Source organism: Pseudomonas sp. Marseille-QA0892, from assembly GCF_054950135.1.
On the sequence record NZ_CM143104.1, the window covers coordinates 2,207,492 to 2,227,717 of the forward strand.

The 20,226-nt window shown below is 61.1% G+C and carries 13 protein-coding genes; 5 read left to right on the top strand and 8 right to left on the bottom strand.

Annotated features, from left to right (window positions below; translation table 11 throughout):
* Complete coding sequence (locus tag ACY8D3_RS10225; RefSeq protein ID WP_462383971.1) at nt 1-819, top strand: HDOD domain-containing protein; 819 nt, start codon at nt 1-3, stop codon at nt 817-819.
* 404 nt (nt 820-1,223) lie between these two features.
* Here the strand turns inward: ACY8D3_RS10225 and ACY8D3_RS10230 are convergent, their stop codons facing one another.
* Nucleotides 1,224-1,406, bottom strand: a complete 183-nt coding sequence (locus ACY8D3_RS10230) for a hypothetical protein (RefSeq protein ID WP_462383973.1) — start codon at nt 1,404-1,406, stop codon at nt 1,224-1,226.
* Nucleotides 1,407-1,791: 385 nt separating this feature from the next.
* On the opposite strand from ACY8D3_RS10230, the gene ACY8D3_RS10235 reads away from it, so the two are divergent.
* Nucleotides 1,792-3,048, top strand: a complete 1,257-nt coding sequence (locus ACY8D3_RS10235; protein ID WP_462383975.1) for an MFS transporter — start codon at nt 1,792-1,794, stop codon at nt 3,046-3,048.
* 367 nt (nt 3,049-3,415) lie between these two features.
* Here the strand turns inward: ACY8D3_RS10235 and ACY8D3_RS10240 are convergent, their stop codons facing one another.
* From ACY8D3_RS10240 to smc, 4 genes are all read right to left on the bottom strand, one after another.
* Nucleotides 3,416-4,318, bottom strand: a complete 903-nt coding sequence (locus tag ACY8D3_RS10240) for an AEC family transporter (RefSeq protein WP_462383976.1) — start codon at nt 4,316-4,318, stop codon at nt 3,416-3,418.
* A 90-nt stretch (nt 4,319-4,408) separates the two neighbouring features.
* Nucleotides 4,409-6,772 carry an NAD-dependent DNA ligase LigA gene (ligA, locus tag ACY8D3_RS10245; protein WP_462383978.1) on the bottom strand — a complete coding sequence of 788 codons (2,364 nt, stop codon included), beginning with the start codon at nt 6,770-6,772 and terminating at the stop codon, nt 4,409-4,411.
* A 94-nt stretch (nt 6,773-6,866) separates the two neighbouring features.
* Nucleotides 6,867-7,673: a cell division protein ZipA gene (zipA, locus tag ACY8D3_RS10250; protein ID WP_462383980.1), complete on the bottom strand. Its 807-nt coding sequence runs from the start codon at nt 7,671-7,673 to the stop codon at nt 6,867-6,869.
* Between the two features lie 164 nt (nt 7,674-7,837).
* Nucleotides 7,838-11,326, bottom strand: a complete 3,489-nt coding sequence (smc, locus tag ACY8D3_RS10255) for a chromosome segregation protein SMC (RefSeq protein ID WP_462383982.1) — start codon at nt 11,324-11,326, stop codon at nt 7,838-7,840.
* A gap of 423 nt (nt 11,327-11,749) precedes the next feature.
* On the opposite strand from smc, the gene guaD reads away from it, so the two are divergent.
* Complete coding sequence (gene guaD / locus ACY8D3_RS10260) at nt 11,750-13,060, top strand: guanine deaminase (RefSeq protein ID WP_462383984.1); 1,311 nt, start codon at nt 11,750-11,752, stop codon at nt 13,058-13,060.
* Nucleotides 13,061-13,556: 496 nt separating this feature from the next.
* On the opposite strand, the gene ACY8D3_RS10265 is transcribed toward guaD, so the two are convergent.
* Both ACY8D3_RS10265 and ACY8D3_RS10270 read right to left on the bottom strand, forming a co-directional pair.
* Nucleotides 13,557-15,104 (bottom strand): DNA recombination protein RmuC, encoded by a 1,548-nt coding sequence (locus ACY8D3_RS10265; RefSeq protein ID WP_462383986.1) that lies wholly within the window; start codon nt 15,102-15,104, stop codon nt 13,557-13,559.
* 116 nt (nt 15,105-15,220) lie between these two features.
* Nucleotides 15,221-15,778, bottom strand: coding sequence for a hypothetical protein (locus tag ACY8D3_RS10270; protein WP_462383988.1), 558 nt, complete (start codon nt 15,776-15,778; stop codon nt 15,221-15,223).
* A 298-nt stretch (nt 15,779-16,076) separates the two neighbouring features.
* On the opposite strand from ACY8D3_RS10270, the gene ACY8D3_RS10275 reads away from it, so the two are divergent.
* Nucleotides 16,077-17,171, top strand: a complete 1,095-nt coding sequence (locus ACY8D3_RS10275) for an AbrB family transcriptional regulator (RefSeq protein ID WP_462383990.1) — start codon at nt 16,077-16,079, stop codon at nt 17,169-17,171.
* A gap of 144 nt (nt 17,172-17,315) precedes the next feature.
* Nucleotides 17,316-18,548, top strand: a complete 1,233-nt coding sequence (locus ACY8D3_RS10280; RefSeq protein WP_462383992.1) for a dienelactone hydrolase family protein — start codon at nt 17,316-17,318, stop codon at nt 18,546-18,548.
* Between the two features lie 238 nt (nt 18,549-18,786).
* Here the strand turns inward: ACY8D3_RS10280 and ACY8D3_RS10285 are convergent, their stop codons facing one another.
* A complete protein-coding gene (locus tag ACY8D3_RS10285; protein WP_462384343.1) occupies nt 18,787-20,205 on the bottom strand; it encodes an efflux transporter outer membrane subunit in 1,419 nt (472 codons plus the stop codon).
* Nucleotides 20,206-20,226: the final 21 nt, after the last annotated feature.

Consider the following 20,226-nt stretch of genomic DNA (forward strand, 5'->3'; position numbering starts at 1 on the left):
ATGGATATCAATAGCCTGTTCGCCGAACTGCATACACTGCCCAGTATCCCGAAGGTCGTACAGGACCTGATCCAGCAGTTCGACAATCCGTCGTCGAACCTGGAAAGCGTTGCACGTAATATCGAACGTGACCCCGTCATCTCCGCCAAGGTGCTCCGCCTGGCGAATTCCGCCCGCTTCCGAGGCGCGCGTGAATCCTCGAGCATCGAAGACGCCGCCATGCGTCTGGGCTTCAACACGCTGCGCACACTGGTCCTGGCTTCTGGCGTAACGAGCGCGTTCAAGGCCGCGCCCAATTTCGATCTCAAGCAGTTCTGGGGCGATAGCTTCCGGGTGGCCAGCGTTAGCCGGCTCCTGGCCAAGCAGGCAAAGCTGGATACAGACACGGCGTTCAGCTGCGGCATGATGCACAACATCGGCGAGCTGCTTATCCAGACCGGCGCGCCCGATCTGGCAGCAAAGCTCAAGGCTCGTCGCGACGGCGCTGGACGTGCGGCTGAAGAAACGCTGCAACTTGGGTTCAGCTACCCGGAAGTGGGCGCAGAACTCGCGCGGCGCTGGAATCTGCCACCGTCCATTCAGAACGCGATCGCCTATCAGGCAAGGCCGAGCCAGGCACCGACGGATTGTCCGTATGCGCGGATCCTCGCCCAGGCATCGCTCATATGCGAGGCCATTACTCAGCAAGGCGGCCTTTCTCCCGAGTCCCGTCAATTACTCGATGGGCCGCTGTTCGAAGGTATCGACCTGGATAAGCTGTTTACAGACCTGCCTGCCGTGCTGGAGGCCGACAAGGCGTTTGCGGAGATGCTGGCCTAGCCGTCGCGTCCCATATGCACCGTGCAGGGATGCACCCGGCAACGACCGCGACGGAGCTGCATCAAAACTGGCAACGGCTTAAGACGCTCCAGTTTCGACAGGCAATGATCTGCCTACAGCCCACCATTCGTGAGCCGTACCAACTACCGTACCCAAGACGGTATTTGGTTGCACGGCACTGGCTCGTCTAGCCGAGCGGCCCGCCGTTGCCACCCCTCTAAGCGGGCCGATGTATTGGCGCAATGCTCGGTCGGCCATCCGCAACGACTTTCATTGAATTTCGAGCAGCATCCGCTTCTCCAAATTAGTCGCATGCCACCGGGTTCGCCGACTGAGCGATCGGTCGCAACACAATTACTTTGGCTGGAGGATGAATGAACCCGCTCGACAAATGGGTCTGGACGCTAGGAATTGACGACGTCACTACTCGTACCAGAAGGCGCGCGCTGCAGCACCGCTGCGACGTCGAGCAAGTGGGCCTGCTCAATATCGACCGGCAAGGCGTCTGTCAGTGCATTCGGGAACGCGGTGATCACCGTGCGAGCCCCATGGTTGATGCCGGCCGTGCAGCTATCGGACGCGGACATATCGCCTTTCTCGCGCTGTATCGAATGCTGAACCCCCAAGGCATTGATGGCCTGCCATGGCCGGCCTCCCTCTATCGCGCCTCGCGCCTACGATACCGCTCCGAAACGAGGCGTAAGGAGGAATCGACGAGGAAATCCATCGTAGCGTTCGAGGTTGGCGCCCCCTGAATGCAGCACACCCTGCCCGATTCGAGGCCAGCTCCAGTGGTCCTTCGGCGGCCTTGCGCCGTAACCGGCTGACTTCGGACGGTCATCTCGTACGACTAGGATGATTGTCTCGAAACAATTTTTTCCCTTTCAAATCAGATATTAAGCTCAAGAAACGGGCCGTTTTCCGTAAACCTTGCGCTTGCTATTGAACTCACGTCTGTTAGGTATATCGCGTATGCCATCACTGCTTCTACCCATCAGCTCGCTGCTGTGCGGAGTTGCCCTGTTGCTGCTTGGCAATGGCCTTCTCAACACCTTGTTAACCGTTCGCGGCTCAGCCGAGGGATATTCCTCCACCTTGCTCGGCATGGCCATGTCTGGCTATTTCGTTGGCTTTTTGCTTGGTATCTGGATTGCGCGACCGCTGATTCGACGCGTGGGACACATCCGTGTATTCGCGTTTTATGCGGCCCTGGCCGCGGCCATTGCGCTCATGCATGTGCTAGTGGTGAACATCTGGGTCTGGATGGTGCTGCGGGTGCTTTATGGCGTCGCGCTGGTGACGCTCTATACGGTGGTAGAAAGCTGGCTGAACGCACAAACGCCCAGCGAAGAGCGAGGCCAGGTATTCGCGATCTACATGGTCGTCAACCTCGGATCGCTCGCGATTGCGCAGCAATTGCTTCAGCTTGATGACCCGCTGAATTTCACACTCTTCGCCGTCGCGTCGGTACTTATCTGCTGCGCACTGATGCCGCTTGCCGTCACAAAGCAAGCGCAACCGCCTGTGCCGGACACACCCAACTCGAATGTCCGTGAACTCTTCAACGTCGCACCGATTGCGGTTACCGCCGCGCTTTTGTCCGGGCTTGCACTGGGTGCCTTCTGGGGCATGGCTCCGGTTTACGCTCGACTACAGGGCTTTAGCGCCAGCGACATTGGCCTGGTGATGAGCGTGACCATCCTGGGCGGCGCGGTCTTACAGATCCCGGTTGGCAAGCTCTCAGATCGATTCGACCGACGACGCGTATTGACCTGGGTAGTCGCTTTGGCAGTCCTGGTCAGCCTGGTCATTGCGGTGCTACCGGCCGGACGGCCCCTAATGGCCATGATGTTCCTCTTCGGCGGGTTGTCATTCGCCATCTATCCGATCGCGATGGCGCAGCTGATTGATCAGCTGAACCCCGATGAGATCCTCTCTGGTTCCGCAGGCTTGCTCATGCTCAACGGCGGGGGCGCCGCATTCGGGCCACTGATTGCAGGCGTGATGATGGACCTGATTGGCCCACGCGCCCTGCCCCTGTATTTCGCCCTCATGTTCGGACTCCTGCTTGCCTACGCCTTGTATCGCAGGGCCCATGTCAGCGATCTGGTCAGCGGCGAACCGGGACATTTCGTCCCCATGCTGCGAACGAGCCATACCGTCCTGGAACTGATGCCGGATACACCACACGACGAGGAGGACGCAGCGGCCTTCAAACCCACCGCCTGAATCGTCATCAGGTGTCAGGCTCGCTGGCGATAAACAGCCCGTTATCGCCAGCGAGCCCGCCCTGCACGCGATGAGCGATCGCCAGCATGGATCGGCGTGCCGACGCTAAAGGGGACAGCGCACGCTACTAGGACCCTATCTGGATGGAATCTTCCGCGGAAGATCCAGACGATCGCCTAAGCCTGTACCCAACCATCGCCGCGCACCTGGAGAATCAAATTGGCTTACGTCACCGGGCGCAGCCCCGAAGTGGCCATGACCTTGTTGCCATATCCTCGTACATGCCTCAGGCAGGGTTGCTCGTTTCCCGCACCGCCTGTAGGGTCCACATCAACGCGCCGTTCGCCCGCCTCTACCCGCTCAGACGCTACCCAATCCAGTCCAGCAGCGCCATCCAGGCTGGCAGGCTGATGACCGAAACGACCGTCGTAACCAGGACAGTGGAACTGTTGATGCGAACGTCATCCGGTGTCCTGGCAAACGCCAGTACGTTCACCCCGGCCGGGTTCGCGGCCATCAGTACCAGGACGGCGCGTGCCAACGGATTGAGCCCTGCCGCCAGGCAAAGCAGGAGTACCGCAGCCGGCATCGCCACCAGCTTGACTACACTCAGGACGACCGCCGTCTGGCTGGGCTTGAGTTTGAAGGTCGACAGGTTCATCCCTAGCATGATCAGCGCACACGGCAACGCCGCCTTGGCCATCCAGTGCAGTACGTGATCGACCGAATCCGGGAGCGTAATGCCGGTCAGGTTGATCGTCAGGCCGATGAGGATGCCAATCAGAAGCGGGTTGGCCAGGTTTTGCATCAGGGCACGCTTGTCGAAGCCGCCCGCACCCGAAGCGGCCGTATAGACGCTCTGGAACGAGAACAGCGTCAATGCGTGAAAGGTCAGGATGCTGAACGTGTAGATCAGCCCTGCGTCTCCGAACAGCGCACCGATCAGCGGAATGCCGATAAGCACGTTGTTGGAATAGCTTGCCGCCAACCCGAGTGAGGTCGCTACGCCGAACCGCCGCTGGACGACAATGTTGGTGACGATGAAAACGGCGAGCGCTGGCACGAAATAGGCAAGCAGCAGCGTAGGTGAGAACCCTTCGCGCAGCGGCGCATCGGCGAGCCCGGTCAGCAGTACGCACGGCAGAAACAGCTTGAAGGCCAGTAGGCTAATGCCTTTGGCCGTGTCAGCGGGCAGAACGTTGGCCCGGCAAAGCCCGTAACCCAATACGATCAAGAGAAAGATCGGAAGAATCGCATCCAGCGCGGCCACGAATGGCTCCTTCTACAACGGTCGGTACAACGCAAACCGACCTGGACGACACACTCAATATGCCGGCCAGGACGCGTTCATTCACACGTACTATCGCAGTTCGGCCAGGCGCGCGATAAATCCTTCTTCATCGAGCACGGTCAGCCCAAGCTGATTGGCCTTCGCCAATTTCGAACCTGCGCCAGGGCCAGCAACCACACAGGTCGTCTTGGCCGAAACCGAGCCGGCAACCTTCGCCCCGAGTGCCTCGAGTTGCTCCTTGGCCGCATCTCGGCTCATGCTTTCCAATGTACCGGTCAGCACCCACGTCTGACCTGCCAGCGGCAGTCCCTCGATGGCCTTTCGCTCGCTTTCCCAATGCATGCCGAATTCACGCAGCTGAGCTTCGATCGTCCTGGCCTTTCCGGCACGTTCCGCATCGCCGAAGAACGTCCGGATCGATTGCTTGGCCCGTTCGTTAAGGCCCTTCATGGCGCTAAGGTCGAGCCAGTCCGCGTTAATGATGGCATCGAGCGAACCGAATCGATCCGCAAGATTCTTCGCGCCTGTAGTGGCTACATATGGGATATCCAACTTATCGAGAAAGCCCGCCAGCGTCGTGCTCGCGGCATATTCTGGATGCACATCTCCTTCGTCCTGGATCTCCACGCCGCGCTCGCGTAACTGCTGGATGACCGTCTGGTTGTGCTCTTCTGCAAAAAACCGGTGTATTTCGTACGCGACCTCATGCCCGATGTCCGGAAGATAGGTCAGCACCTCGGGCACGGCACGGGAAAGGCGGTCCATATTGCCCAGCGCGCGCGCCAGCAGTTTCGCCGTCTCCTCACCGACCTCGGGGATGCCAAGCGCGTAGATGAAACGGGCCAGTGTCGGCTTCCGGCTGCTGTCGATGGAGGCAAGAAGATTCCGCGAGGACTGGTCGGCAAAGCCTTCAAGTTCGAACACCTGCTCGTAGCTCAGGGTGTAGAGGTCAGCCGGTGACTTGACCAGCCCCTTATCCACCAGCTGTTCGACAATCTTGTCGCCCAGGCCGTCGATATCCATCGCGCGACGGGAAACAAAGTGAATGATCGCCTGCTTGAGCTGCGCCTGGCACGTCAAGCGGCCCACGCAGCGATAGATCGACCCCTCGGTGGCGATCTCGCGGCCCTTGCTGCGCTTGATCAACTGCGTACGCTCGACATCCGAACCACACACGGGGCAGTGCGTAGGCACACCGACGGGTCGCGCATCCTCGGGGCGGCGATCGGCTATCACCCCCAGGATCTGAGGAATGACGTCACCTGCACGGCGGACGATCACGGTATCGCCAATCATTACCCCAAGGCGCGCGACCTCATCCATGTTGTGCAACGTGGCATTGGAGACCGTGACGCCTGCGACCTGGACGGGCTGCAACCGGGCGACCGGTGTGATCGCGCCGGTACGGCCAACCTGAAACTCGACATCCAGTAACTGCGTCACTTCCTCGCGCGCCGGAAACTTGTGTGCGATTGCCCAGCGCGGTTCCCTTGCGCGGAACCCGAGCTCGCGCTGCTGACCAATGTCGTTGACCTTGAACACGACACCGTCGATCTCATACGCAAGATTGTCGCGGCGCTCTCCGATATCCCGGTAATACGCCAGGCAGTCTTCGATGTCGTTGGCCTTTTTCAGCTCTCTGCTGATCGGCAGTCCCCAGGTTTTCAATGCCTGTAGCAGGTCGTAATGGGTACGAGGCAAGTCGCCGTCGCTGCGGCCGACACCATATGCGCATAATTCAAGCGGGCGGCTAGCCGTGATACGGGAATCCAGCTGGCGCAGGCTGCCGGCTGCCGCATTGCGCGGATTGGCGAATGTTTTGCCGCCGCTTTCAGCCTGTCGCGCGTTGAGCTTTTCAAAGCCGGCTTTCGACATGAAGATCTCACCACGCACTTCAAGCACGGCGGGCCAGCCGCTGCCATGAAGTTTCAATGGAATGTTCCGTATTGTCCGCACGTTTGCAGTGATGTCTTCGCCGGTCGTGCCATCCCCGCGGGTGGCTCCGCGTACCAACTGGCCATTCTCGTAAAGCAGGCTGACCGCAAGGCCGTCGAGCTTGGGTTCGCAGCTGTATTCCACCTTGCCGCCGTCAGCGAAGAGGCCATCAGTGGGGAAATCCAAACCTTCGCGAACACGCCTCGCGAAATCGATCAGGTCCTGCTCTTCGAATGCATTGCCTAGGCTCAGCATCGGCACTTCGTGCTTCACCGTACCAAAGACCGTCAGCGCCTCCCCGCCGACACGCTGTGTCGGTGATTCGGGCGTCACGAGCTGAGGATGTTCGGCCTCGAGTGCGCGCAGCTCCTTGAACAGCCGGTCATATTCGGCATCAGGCACGCTGGGCTCATCGAGCACGTAATAACGGTAGTTGTGTTGTTCGATCTCTGTGCGTAATGCAGCGATACGTTCGGCAGCGGTCTGGGCGTCAGTCATTTTCAACTCTCACAAACGAAGAGAGCAGCCTCGCTGGCTGCTCTCTTTGAGACACGCCATGCAATCGAATCGCACGGCGGCGAATCACGATCGGTCAGCGCTTCATCGTCAGGCCGCGGCGCTCGAATTCCACGATGCGCTGGCGGTAATGCTCGATGGTCTGGGCAGTCAATACGCTCCGCTGATCATCCTTCAGCTCGCCATTGAGCTCGCTGGAAAGCTTGCGAGCAGCAGCCACCATCACATCAAAGGCCTGCTTGGGATGACGAGGGCCGGGCAGGCCCAGGAAGAAGCTCACCGCACGGGTGCTGAACAGATCGATGTCGTCCAGATCGAACGTGCCCGGTTTTACACCGTTGGCCATGGAGAACAGCACCTCGCCGTTGCCGGCCATGCTCTCATGACGGTGGAAGATATCCATCTTGCCGAAGCGCAGGCCGCTTTCGAGGATGTTCTGGAGCAGCGCTGGCCCCTTGAAGCCATCCGGATCACGCGAGACCACATTGATGACAAGCACTTCCTCGAAGGACGGCTCTTCGCTGTTCGCGGGTTCGTCATCCACGCTCATGGAGGGCATTGGGCCATCTGCGTCCAGATCCAGGTCTCCTTGACGTGGCTCGGTCTTGCGACGCTTCGTCGGGGCGGGTTCCTTGGCCGGCGCGCTGAACGACATGTCTTTCTCGTCGCCCAGATCCGGTTCCTGGTGACTGCCCGGGATGACACGAGCCGGCCCGAGCAGTTCGGGGTCCGTATCATCTTCGGGAATGTTGGAAAGGTTGCGGTCCAGCTTGAACTTGAGCTTCCCCCTGCTACCGCGCATCCGGCGCCAACCGTCAAAAAGGATACCGGCGATAACGATGATGCCGATGACGATCAGCCACTCACGCAGACCGAATTCCATGAACTATTTCTACCTTTGCCTTGTAAATGATGAAGGGTCACGAAGAGCGTCCTGCCCTATGAAAAGGTACGGTGCCCCGACATCCTGTCAGTTGTGGCCTACCGCACGAAAAAAATTGTTCTTAAGCTAACACGACGAATGGCAGTTTTGCACCGCCTGACGACTCATGCCTCTGCGAGCGCCACCGCCTCCTCCACGTCGACCGCCACCAACCGCGAGCAACCAGGCTCATGCATGGTAACCCCCATGAGCTGATCGGCCATCTCCATGGCGATCTTGTTATGGGTGATGTAGATGAACTGCACCTTCTCCGACATCTCCTTGACCAACCGGGCATAACGGCCGACGTTGGCATCGTCCAGCGGCGCATCGACTTCGTCGAGCATGCAGAACGGTGCTGGATTGAGCTGAAAGATCGCAAAAACCAGCGCTAACGCCGTCAGCGCCTTCTCGCCGCCCGATAATAAATGGATAGTGCTGTTCTTCTTGCCAGGCGGGCGCGCCATGATTGCTACCCCGGTATCGAGTAAATCTTCGCCGGTTAGTTCCAGATAGGCGCTTCCTCCACCAAACACCTTTGGAAACAATGCCTGGAGCCCTGCATTGACTTGGTCGAAGGTTTCCTTGAAGCGGTTGCGCGTTTCGCGATCGATCTTGCGGATCACGTTTTCCAATGTTTCAAGCGCCTCGACCAGGTCGGCGTTCTGGGCATCCAGGTAACGCTTGCGCTCGGATTGCTGTTGGAACTCTTCGATCGCCGCCAGGTTGATCGGGCCGAGGCGCCCTATGCGCTGGCCGACGCGCTCAATTTCTTCTTCCCAGCCGGATTCAGTCGCATCCTCGGGCAGTGTGTCGAGAACACCCTGCAGATCGTAGCCGTCAGTCTGCAGCTGCTCTTGCAACCCCTTGCGGCGGACATTCAGTCCTTGCCAGTCCAGGCGCTGCTGCTCGAGCTGGCCACGCAGCATTTGTGCCTGTTGCTCGGCTTGGGTGCGGCGCTTTTCGACTTCACGCAGCTCCTTGTCGGCGTCCTCCATTTCGGTCCGGGCGACGCGCAATTCCTCTTCCACCGACATTCGCCGCTCGAGCAGTTCCTCAAGCTTCATGCGAAGCTCTTCGAGCGGGGCTTCGCCCTCTTCGAGGTTGAGCGTCAGTTGTTCACGCCGCTCGACCGCACGTTCGAACTGCTGCTCGAGTCGCTCCAGTGCCTGCTGCGTCGACGCATACTGCGCGCGCAACGAGCCCAGCCGAACAGCCAGTTGGTTGACTCGCTCTTTCGCCGCACGGGACTCCTGTCGCAGAGCCTCGAGGCGCTCGCGCCGGCGGTCACGCTCTCCCATAAGCTGCTCGCGCTGGTCATTATCCGACGCCATTGCATCGAGCGCGTCCTGCAGCTGAAGGCGCGCCTCGCCCAGGGATTCGGTTTCCATTTCACGCTGCTCGGCCAGTTCGGCCAGCTCTTCGTCCAGACGTCGACGCCTGAGCGTCAATTGCTCGGCCTTCGCCTGGTGCGCCGATAGCCTTGCCTTGAGTTCAGCATGCTCGCGGGCAAACGCCTGGCCATCACGGCGAAGCCCTTCACGTTGTTCTTCCAGCCCCTGAACGGTCGCCTGTAGCGTCTCGACATGCGCCTGGAGGTCAGTCAGCTGCGCCTCATATGCATCTCGGTCTGCCATCAGGGTTTCGAGTTCCTGGCCTCGCGCCAGTACACCCGACTCGCTGTCGCTCCCACGCTTTATCCGAAGGAAATTGGCGCCGACCCAATATCCGTCACGGCTAACGATGCTCTGCTCGGAGGTGAGCGACTCGCGACGGGCGAGCGCTTCATCCAACGTATCAACCGCCCAGACCCTGGCGAGCCAGGGCGAAAGATCAATCGGCGCCAGGACCTTGTCCAGAAGCGTCCCCGCTGGGGTCGGCGATGTACGCCCGGGCTCGACGAGCCGTAGCTCACCCTGCTCGAAGGCACTGACCTGCAACCCTTGCAGATCATCCACGAGCACGGCCTGGAGATCAGCGCCCAGCACCGTTTCGACGGCCTGCTCCCACCCACGCTCCACCTGTAACCCTTCGGCCAGACGGGGCCGGTGAATGAGGTCATTGCTACGCAGCCAATCCGATGCACCAGCGCCTGGATCGAGAGCCGCCTGCTGCAGTGCCTCCAGCGAGGCGATACGCCCGTTAAGCCGCTGCAGGTCACCCTGGACTTGCTGAACGGCCCGGTTCTTCTGCTGCAGCGATTCCCGGGTGCCCTCCAGCGCTTCCGTCAGGGAAGCCTCGTGCGCCTGGGTCTCTTCGATGGACAGCTCTATGGCAGCTAGGCCTTCGTTCAGCGTTTGAAGGGCCGCCTCCTCTGGGCCTGCGGATAACAATGCCAGCTCATCCTTGAGGCGGCGTTCACGTTCGGCGATACGTTCAAGCGTCTGCTCAAGCTGGAGGATTCGCGCTTGCTGAACTTCCGCGATACGTCGGGGCTCCGCGCTCAACTGCGTGAACGCATCCCAACGCTCCTGCCAGGCGAGCATTGAGCTCTCGGCCTCTTCGAGCGAAGCGGATGCTTCTTCGGCCTCTGCATTGGCCAGCTCGGCCTCGGGCTCAAGCATTTCCAACTCTTCGCCAAGCGTTGCGAGCAGTGTGCGGTCATGCCCCAAATGGGACTCGGTTTCCAGACGGGCTTTCTCGGCCTCGCGCAAGTCGTCCTGAAGCTGGCGCAGCCGCTGTTGGCCATGCTGGATGCTCTGCTCGACGCGAGCGATGTCGCCTCCCACCGAGTAGAAACGGCCCTGAACGAGATTGAAGCGCTCCGAAAGCGTGTGGTGGCCGTCGCGAAGACGCTCAATCCCCGCATCGGCCGCGCGCTGCTCGGCAATCAGCGCCTCCATGGCCACCTCCTGATCGCCGATGACCTTTTCGCGGCCCTTGACGGTATCGTCGAGCGCTCGCCAACGAAGCGCAGACAGCTGTGCTTTCAGCTGGCGCTCCTCGGTCTTGTATTCCTGGTATTTCTCGGCGGCCTGAGCCTGACGGTGCAGGCGCTCAAGCTGGCGATCCAGTTCGCCTCGCAGGTCGTCGAGGCGCGCGAGGTTTTCCTGCGTGCGACGAATGCGATTCTCCGTTTCCCGTCGGCGCTCCTTGTATTTCGAGATGCCGGCGGCTTCTTCGAGGAAGTTACGCAGGTCTTCAGGCTTTGCCTCGATCAGTCGCGAGATCATCCCCTGCTCGATGATCGAGTAGCTGCGTGGGCCGAGGCCGGTGCCAAGGAAGATGTCGGTGATATCCCGGCGGCGGCATTTCACGCCATTGAGGAAATAGGTGTTTTGCGAATCGCGTGTAACGCGGCGGCGGATCGAGATTTCCGCATACGCCGCGTATTCGCCGGTGAGCGTGTTATCCGAGTTATCGAAGATGAGCTCGATACTCGCCTGAGTGACCGGCTTGCGGGTGTTCGAGCCGTTGAAGATGACATCTGTCATCGACTCACCCCGCAGGTTCTTTGCTGAGCTTTCGCCCATCACCCAGCGCACGGCATCGATAATGTTGGATTTTCCACAGCCATTAGGCCCAACCACGGCCGCCATGTTGCTGGGAAATGACACGGTGGTCGGATCTACGAAGGATTTGAAGCCTGCCAGCTTGATACTTTTCAGACGCATGCAGGCCGCTCGCAGGGGGCAAGTGCCGGATAGACTGAATCGAGCGCCAGGGAAGTGGACGTCATCGCGATCCTTCGGGGAAATGAGCCATCGCAAAGACGATGTCCAGAGGGACAGCGGTATCTCGCGGACCGAGAGTTTAGCAACGCCTGAGCGGACATCCAATCCGCGGGCCACGCTTCCGCCAGACGTGCGACGGGGCGGCCGCGGCGCTAAGATGGGTGTCTGACGCCGTATAGACGCGCCTCCTGATGACTCGGGCCTTTTCCGCCAGCGCCTGTCATCGAGTAGCGAACCCAATGTCCCTCTGTTCAGGCAAACAACCTGCCTAACCCAGACTGCTCGCCCGTTGGCTACTCTTGCGGGGAACAGGGTGCGCCTGTCCGACGGCTTAGTCGCGCTTCACTGATTTCCGGAGATACCATGACCGTCCACGCCTACCGCGCCGCCCTCCTCCACAGCCTTGCCGACCCGAGTGAGGGTAATGCTGAAGCGTCCCATGAATATCACGAGGACGGCATCCTGCTGGTCGAAGACGGCCATGTGGTCCGGACAGGCCCAGCGGCGACATTGCTGCCCACGCTGAAGGGTGTAGAAGTCACGTCATACTCCGACGCGCTCATTGTTCCAGGCTTCATCGATACGCATATCCACTACCCGCAGGTCGGTGTGATTGGCTCGTACGGTGCGCAGCTCCTTGACTGGCTCAACACTTACACCTTTCCAGCTGAGCGCGCATTTCAGGACCGCGGCCATGCCACCCGGACAGCGGAGTTCTTCCTCGACGAACTGCTGCGCAACGGCACGACCACTGCACTGGTGTTCGGGACCGTGCATCCGCAGTCGGTCGATGCGTTTTTCGACGCAGCACATGCCCGCGACTTGAGAATGATCGCCGGCAAGGTACTGATGGATCGCAACGCACCCGATTTTCTGACCGACACGCCGGAATCCGGCTATGCCGATAGCCGCGCCCTGATCGAGCGCTGGCATGGCAAGGGGCGTTTGGCGTATGCCGTGACGCCACGCTTTGCGCCGACCAGTTCGCCAGAGCAACTTGCGCGCGCGGGCCAGCTGTTCAGAGAATTCCCGGGGCTGTACATGCACACTCACCTTTCGGAAAACACTCAGGAAATCGAATGGGTGAAGGCGCTCTTTCCGGACCAGCAGGATTATCTCGACGTTTACGATCACCACGGGCTCATCGGGCCCCGCGCCGTCTTCGCGCACGGCGTTCACCTGTGTGATCGCGAGTGCAGCCGGCTGGGCGAGACGGGTTCGGCTGTCGCGTTCTGCCCGACCTCAAACCTGTTCCTTGGTAGCGGCCTTTTCGACCTCGAAGCGGTCGAGCGCCACGGCGTGCGGGTGGGACTGGGCACCGATGTTGGCGGCGGAACAAGCTTCTCCCAGCTCAGAACGCTAAGTGAGGCCTACAAGGTCATGCAATTGCAGGGCAAGTCGCTTGATCCGTTCAAGTCCTTCCACCTTGCCACACTCGGCAGTGCACGCGCGCTGTATCTGGATGACCGCGTCGGCAACTTCCTCCCGGGCAAGGAAGCGGACTTCGCTGTGCTGGACTACAAGGCCACGCCACTGCTCGACTATCGCCTAAGCCAGGCCCGCACGCTCGCGGAGCGTCTGTTCGCATTGATCACGCTTGGCGACGACCGCGTCATAAAGGCGACCTACGCGTTCGGCAAGAAGGTGCATGATCGGGACTCGGCACGGGCATGAGCTAAGGCTGCGACCTGCCGACCCACTCAGCCCGTTTACGCCGCTGCGGTGGGCTAGATAGATTGCCCGGCGGGTTACGCTTCGCTAACCCACCCTACGGGACTGGCGAGCTGTGCCTATACCCACGGCAGCGGCATCGGTACTGGCCATTCGGTCGGTTACGCTTCGCTAACTCACCCTACAGGCCAGCATCGGCAATCCTCACGATGGCGCCCGTCACATCGTAGGGTGGAATCCCGAAGGGCTTCCACCGTTTACCTCGTATCAGGACGTCCCGATCATGGGCCATTGCCCGTACGGACATTCCGCCGAGCCTGTTCGTTGCTCTGTCGATCGTTTCGGTGGGTTACGCGTTGCTAACCCACCCTATGGCCCTCAGCCCGTTTACGCCGCTGCGGTGGGCTGGACAGATTGCCCGGCGGGTTACGCTTCGCTAACCCACCCTACGACGCTAAGCCACCCTGCGGGGCGGAGACTTGTCCTCGTCGGGCGCCTACTAAGCGTCCTGCTTCTCGATCAGATTCAATTCAAGGTCGGCCCGATCGACCCAGGCTTCGGACAGTTCGCCCTTCACCGCTATCCCGAGATCGCGGAAGTCCGCCACCTGCTTGACCAGATTGCCACGGCCGCCTACGAGCTGGTCACGTGCCTTGCCGTACGCGTCCTTGGCCCGGTCCAGGCTCGCCTCGATATTGTCCATGCTGCCCAGGAAGGTACGCAGCTTGTCGTAAACCTTCCCCGCACGATCGGCCAACTCGGCCGTGTGGCGGTTCTGATCTTCAAAGCGCCAGAGCTGGCGAACGATATTCAAGCTGGTCAATAACGTCGTTGGCGTCGCCACCAGCACGTTGCGTTCGATCGCTTTCTGGAAAAGGGTCTCGTCTGATTTGAGCGCCTCGACGAATGCAGACTCGATCGGGATGAACATGAAGACCATCTCCGGTGCATTGAGCCCTGGCAGGTCAAAGTAGTGACGGTCGGCCAGTTCGCGAATGCGCATCGAGATGGCAGACACGTGCTCGTTCAACGCGACGCGGCGCTCGGCCTCGTCCTCGGCATTTACATAGCGCGTGTACGCGTTCAACGAGACCTTGGCATCGATGATCAGGTGCTTGCCCTGTGGCAGATAGACGAGCGCATCCGGGCGCTTTCGCCCCTCGGTGGTGTTGAAGCTGGCTTCGCGAACGAAATCTCGCCCTTCCACCAGCCCGGACCGTTCGAGCACATTTTCAAGAATCAGCTCGCCCCAGTTCCCTTGCATCTTCTTCTGGCCCTTGAGCGCCGTGGCCAGGTCATGCGCTTCCTGGGTGATCTGACGATTGAGCTCGTTTAGCTGCACCAATTGTTGCGCAAGGGTCGCTTGCTGCTGGACGTCCTTGTGATGGATGTCTTCGACCTTTGCGCGGAAGCCCTCGATCTGTTCACGGAAGGGCTTGAGCAATGCATCCAGTGATTGTTGGCTTTGCTGGGAAAAGGCCTGCCCCTTGGCTTCGAAGATGCGCCCAGCGACCTGCTCGAACTCGATCTTCAGCTGTTCGCGGCTCTCTCTGAGCAGTTCGTGCTGCTCGGCAAAGTGCGCCTGCTTCTGTTCCAACGTGCTGTTCAGCGTTGCGTGCTGACGGTCCAGCGATGCGTAACGCTCCTGGAGCGCCTGGTATTGGGCTTCCAAATGGGATTCACGATCGCCCGCCGCAACGAGACGTTCCGCCAACTGGCGGACCTCTGCCCGAGCTGCCTCTGCGTGGCCATGGAGGGCCGCCAGCTTTTGCGCATCCGCCTGCTGGCGCTCGCGCAGCCCTGCGCACATCTGCTGCAACTCGGCTTGCTGGCTACGCAAGTGCTCGACGCGCTCTCGATCCGCCAGGTGCTCGAGCACCTGGTCCTGCGCTCTGGCGCGCTCATGCTCAAGTTGCTCCTGCAATGCCGTCACCCGTCGATCGCGTTCACGGAGCTGGCCGTTGAGCCGAAATACGCTAACGCCCAGGCCGGCCAACAGCAACGTGGCAGCACCGGCGAGGCTCCAGTAGAGTTCGAAGGCTTGCATGACTGACCCTGGATAAATGAACAGTAGTCAGCATAGCGCAACATGGCTCCGCCATCAGCAACAAATTGCCCAGCCGTTTCGCCTGTCCCCCGTTCGAATGCCCGCGCTCACCGCACTCAGGGGCGGCGCTGGTCCGGCCCTCGCCAGGGCCCCTGCGTCCGGTTGTCCGGGCCGCGCTGCCCGCCGCCCTGGATCAGGGCGCGCGTTGCATCGTTCTCACCGCGCCAGACGGGGCGCGGTTTTTGGGGAGGCCGAGGGCGCGGGGGACGATAGTCAGGGCGGTCATGTTGCCAACCGTAGTCAGGACGACGGTTCCAGTCCGAATAGCGGCGTGCATTGGCATCGCCCACTGGGACATAGATGACATTCGGCTCGGTATGTACAACCGGCGGCGGCTGGATCACTTGTACCGGCGCCTGGGCGGGTGGTGCGGGTGGCGGTGCAGGTTGCGCCGGGGCGACAGGCGCCGGGGGCGCCATGCGAACCGTGTCGTTCCCGCCAGGTTTGGGGTTGATCGGCTCGAAGCGCCGCTCAAGTGATTGACTCGAGCTGCAGCTGGCATCGGTATAGGTAATGTTGCCCTTGGCGTCGACACACTTGTTGATTTCACCCGCCTGCACGCCACTAATAACGAGCCCAGTCGCAAGCAGCGAAGATACGATCAGATACTTCATGAACGCTCCTTGGCGTAATGCGCGGTTGCCCAATGGCTGGGGGCGGGTTGGAACAGCATACTGCGTTGACAGCGCTCAGCTGCATTCATTTGACCTGCTCCTGCCGAAGCCGTCGGGATGGTGGACCAGCCTGCTGAGCTGCATAAGCCCGCCGACGCCGCCGGAATGACGAAACCCAAACGTTGCGAAAACCGCGCCGCAGACCGTTCCGCTTGGCCTGGCACGCACATCAGCCATGGACTTGCCCAGTGACCGCTCGGATAATGCGTGCCCCTCCTCGCAACATCCGGAGTTTCATTTGCCCTCGCCTACAGGCGGCTGGCTGGCACATTGGCCCCGCCCCCTTCAGTGGTTTGCCTTGGTGCTCGCAGCCGCCTGCGCCAGCCAATTGCTCGGTTATCTCAAGGTTCCTGCAGGCGCCTTCCTCGGTCCCATGTGGGTTGCGATCCTTTTCGGTGTCAGCGGGGCCAGCGTACGCCTGCCTCGCTTCGCATTTGCCACTGCGCAGGGGTGCGTCGGGCTCTTGGTAGCGCATTCCATGACGATGGCGGTGCTGCTATCGCTGGCCGAGCAATGGTGGTTGATGCTGGGCGTGACCTTCTTCACCGTACTGCTGAGCACCGTCGTCGGGGTCGGCATGATCCGCCTGGGCGGGCTCGATGCGAGCACGGCTGCGTGGGGCACGACACCCGGCGCCGCAGCGGCGATGGTCGCCATGGCCGAGGATGATGGCGCCGACTCCCGTGTCGTTGCGACGATGCAGTATGTGCGGGTAGTTTGCGTCGTCGTGACCGGTGCGCTCGTCAGTCACTGGCTCGGCGCCCACTCCACCGGCGGACCTGATTCGGCGCCGCCACTGGCACTGGATGCCGGGGTACTGGCGAACCTTTTCCTCAACGTTGCAATCCTGGTCGTCGGCGTCCTTGCAGGGCGCCGCCTGTCCGGGGGCGCCCTGCTCGTCCCACTGTTCATCGGTAGCGCAATCCAGGTAAGCGGGCTCATGGAGGTAGGCCTTCCATTACCCCTCATGGAAATTGCCTACGGCGTGCTCGGCGCCTACGTTGGGCTGCGATTCGACCGCCCAACGGTGCGTTATGTCGCGCGGCGTCTTCCATTGATGGTTGCCGCATCGCTGGTTCTGATCCTGCTGTGTGCCTGTTTCGCGTGGCTGGTCGCGCACTGGCTCGATCTTGATTTCCTCTCGCTCTATCTGGCCACCAGCCCCGGCGGGCTGGATGCGATGGCGATCATCGCCCTGGATACCCAGTCCGATGTAGGCCTTGTCCTTGCAATGCAGACGCTGCGACTGTTCGCGATCATTCTGACAGGCGCCTATCTTGCGCGCCTGGTCATACGCCTGACTCGCCCGAAAGGCGTCGATTCGCAGGGCTGAGTACATCTCGGCTGCCCGGCGGCTCGGCTTCTTGCTATGTTCGTCGCCCGGGTGCGCCCGTCTGGCGCCGCAGGCGCAATGTCGCTGGCGGCGCTCAGGCGCAGGACCACCCACACAACGTATGGCTGACGAGGGCAAATCCGAATGGGACAGATGATCCGCATCACCGCCAAAGATGGCGGCACCTTCAACGCGTACCTGGCTGTACCTGCCAGCGGCAAAGGGCCAGGCGTCGTGGTTGGCCAGGAGATCTTTGGCGTCAATGCGAACATGCGCGCGGTGGCGGACAACTACGCCGAAGAAGGCTATGTCGCCCTCGTGCCGGATCTGTTCTGGCGGTTGGAGCCCGGTATCGAGCTAGGCTATGACGAGCAGGCGTTCGCCAAGGCGATCGAGCTATTCAAGCGGCTGGACATCGATCAGGCCATCGATGATATCGCAGCCACTGTTGAGGCCCTTCGCCAACGACCGGAAGTGGAACATGCCGGCATCGGCTTCGTCGGTTTCTGTCTCGGCGGCAAACTTGCCTACCTCACCGCCACTCGCACGGACGTGTCCTGTTCGGTCGGCTATTACGGCATGGGTATCGAGAACATGCTGGATGAAGCGAGCAACATCAAGGGCCGGCTGGTCCTGCACTTCGCTGAAGAGGATGGCTACTGCCCGGCGCCGGCACGCGAGCAGATCAAGGCAGGCCTTGCACACCTGCCGAAGGCCGAGGTGTACACCTACCCCGGCGTGGACCATGCGTTTGCCCGTGTCGGCGGGATGCACTACGACAGGCCTGCATCCCTGATGGCCCACGAGCGCACCATTGCTGCCTTCAAGAAGGAAATCGGGCCGAATTTCGACCTGTCCGCCCTGTGGGAGGCGCATGTCCGCGAAGAGTTCGGGAACCGTGACGTCGCCGCAACGATGGCCACCATGGTTGCCGAGCCGTACGTCAACCACATTCCAACCATGACGGGCGGCGTTGGCTATGAACAGCTGAGTCGCTTCTATCAGCATCACTTCGTGCACGGTAATCCGCCCGACATGAAGCTCGTCCCCATTTCGCGCACCATAGGCGCGCTGCAGATCGTCGACGAGTTCATCCTTTCCTTCACCCACACCACCGAGATCGACTGGATGCTGCCCGGCGTAGCGCCAACCGGCAAACCCGTCGAGATACCCATGATCGGTGTCATCAAGTTCCGCGGCGACAAGCTCTGCCATGAACACATCTACTGGGATCAGGCCAGCGTGCTTGTGCAGGTTGGCTTGTTGGAACCGTCAGGATTGCCGGTTGCAGGCGCGGAGACTGCGAGAAAGCTGCTCGATGAAACCCAACCTTCCAACACGCTGATGGCACGCTGGAAAGACAGCGAGGCCCGCTGATTACCGTAGCCGCCAGACCGGCCAGCCAGGTAGGTAGATTCTGGCTGGCCAGCTGATTGTTTACTCTATCTCTGAGTGAGCGTTGCACAAGCTGCAGCCGGCCGCCCGCTGCTTGATGGCAACGAAGTCCCGCGGCTGTGCGACATGGCCGATATCCGTTTAACACCTTAGGGTGAGACGTTGTTATAGGCAGCCGAATCTCACCCGGACCATCGCAAATCATTGCATGTCGGGGCGATCAATCCGACCTTTCGTTCGATCGCACCTGGTCCCCATGCTCTCGGGGCGACGGCTGCCAGCCCCCGCCGAGTGCGACGAACAACGCCACTTGTGCAACAGCCAGATCACTACGGCTCTGCACGGCTTGCTGGCGAGCCTCAATCACCTGACGCTGCGCATCGAGAACGTCAGCCAGGTTCGCTTCGCCCAGTTGATAGCTGCGGTCAGCAAGCCTGTGAGCACGCTCACGGTGTTCCAGGCTCCGACTCAGTGCGGCCGCTCGGCGCTGGCTGCCCTCCTGCCGCACTACCGCACGCTCGACCTCCTCCAGGGCGTTCGCCAACGACTGCCGCAGGCCGACATAAGCAGATTGCTGCTCGACATCCGCAATGTCGATGGCTGCGCCACGCCGCATGAAATCCAGGAACGGCAAATTGAAGGTTGCCCCGAGACGACCGAAATTGGACGCGCCCGAATTCCCGTCCAGCGCAAATCCGCTTCTGCCCAGGGCTGCCTGGACGGTCAGTGACGGAAACAGATCTCGCCGCGCAGCAACGGCGAGCTGCCCGGCGCTGTCGAGCTGCGCCACGCTTGCGATGATGTCAGGCCGCCGCCTCAGTAGGTCGACCGGCTGCCCTATCGCCACGTCGCCGTCATACCGGGGGATAGGCTTATTGCCGAGGGATCGCTCGACGGAACCGGGCGGCATGTCCACGAGCGTATCGAGGGCGAATCCGGCCGCGCGCACACCCGCATCGATGTCTGCGAGCTGGGCTCGCAGTTCCTCGCCCTCGGCGATCGTGGACTCGACATCCAGACGCGTGACTTCACCAATTTCAAAGCGTCGTTGGGCGATGTGTGCCAGGGTGCCTGCAATCTTTGTCGCCGCACGCAATTCGTCACGCTGCGTTTGCAGGCTACGCAACTGGATATAGCTCTGCGCAATGGTTGATGCCACACCAAGACGCGTCGCCATGATCTGCGCCTGAGCTGCTCGGGCCTGTTCCTCCGCACCTCGGATACGCGCGCGTGTCGCGCCGAAGAGGTCAAGTTCCCAGCTGGCCTGAAGCGCGAGCTCCCAGGTCTGCACGCGGATACGATCACCTAGACCAAGTGCTTCCCCGACCGGCGTGTCTCCCGCATCCGTGTCGATCCACTGCCGGCTGGCCTGACCGGGCGCGTCGAGCGTGGGGAAGGCATTCGCCGCCGTCGTCCGAAGCTGGGCGCGAGCCGTATCCAGCCGCAGGACAGCCAGTCGGATGTCATGGTTTCGGTCGAGCCCGGTCTGGATCAGGCGCGTAAGGTCGGTATCGCCGAAGCCGGCCCACCAGTTCGCGAGGGCCGCGTCATCCTGCGCCTCGTATGGGCCCGCGCTGAAGTATGATGGCGGCAACTCTGGCGGTGGCAGCGTCTGCGTGGGCGTACATCCGGCGGTCATCACGGCCGCGGTGATCAGAAG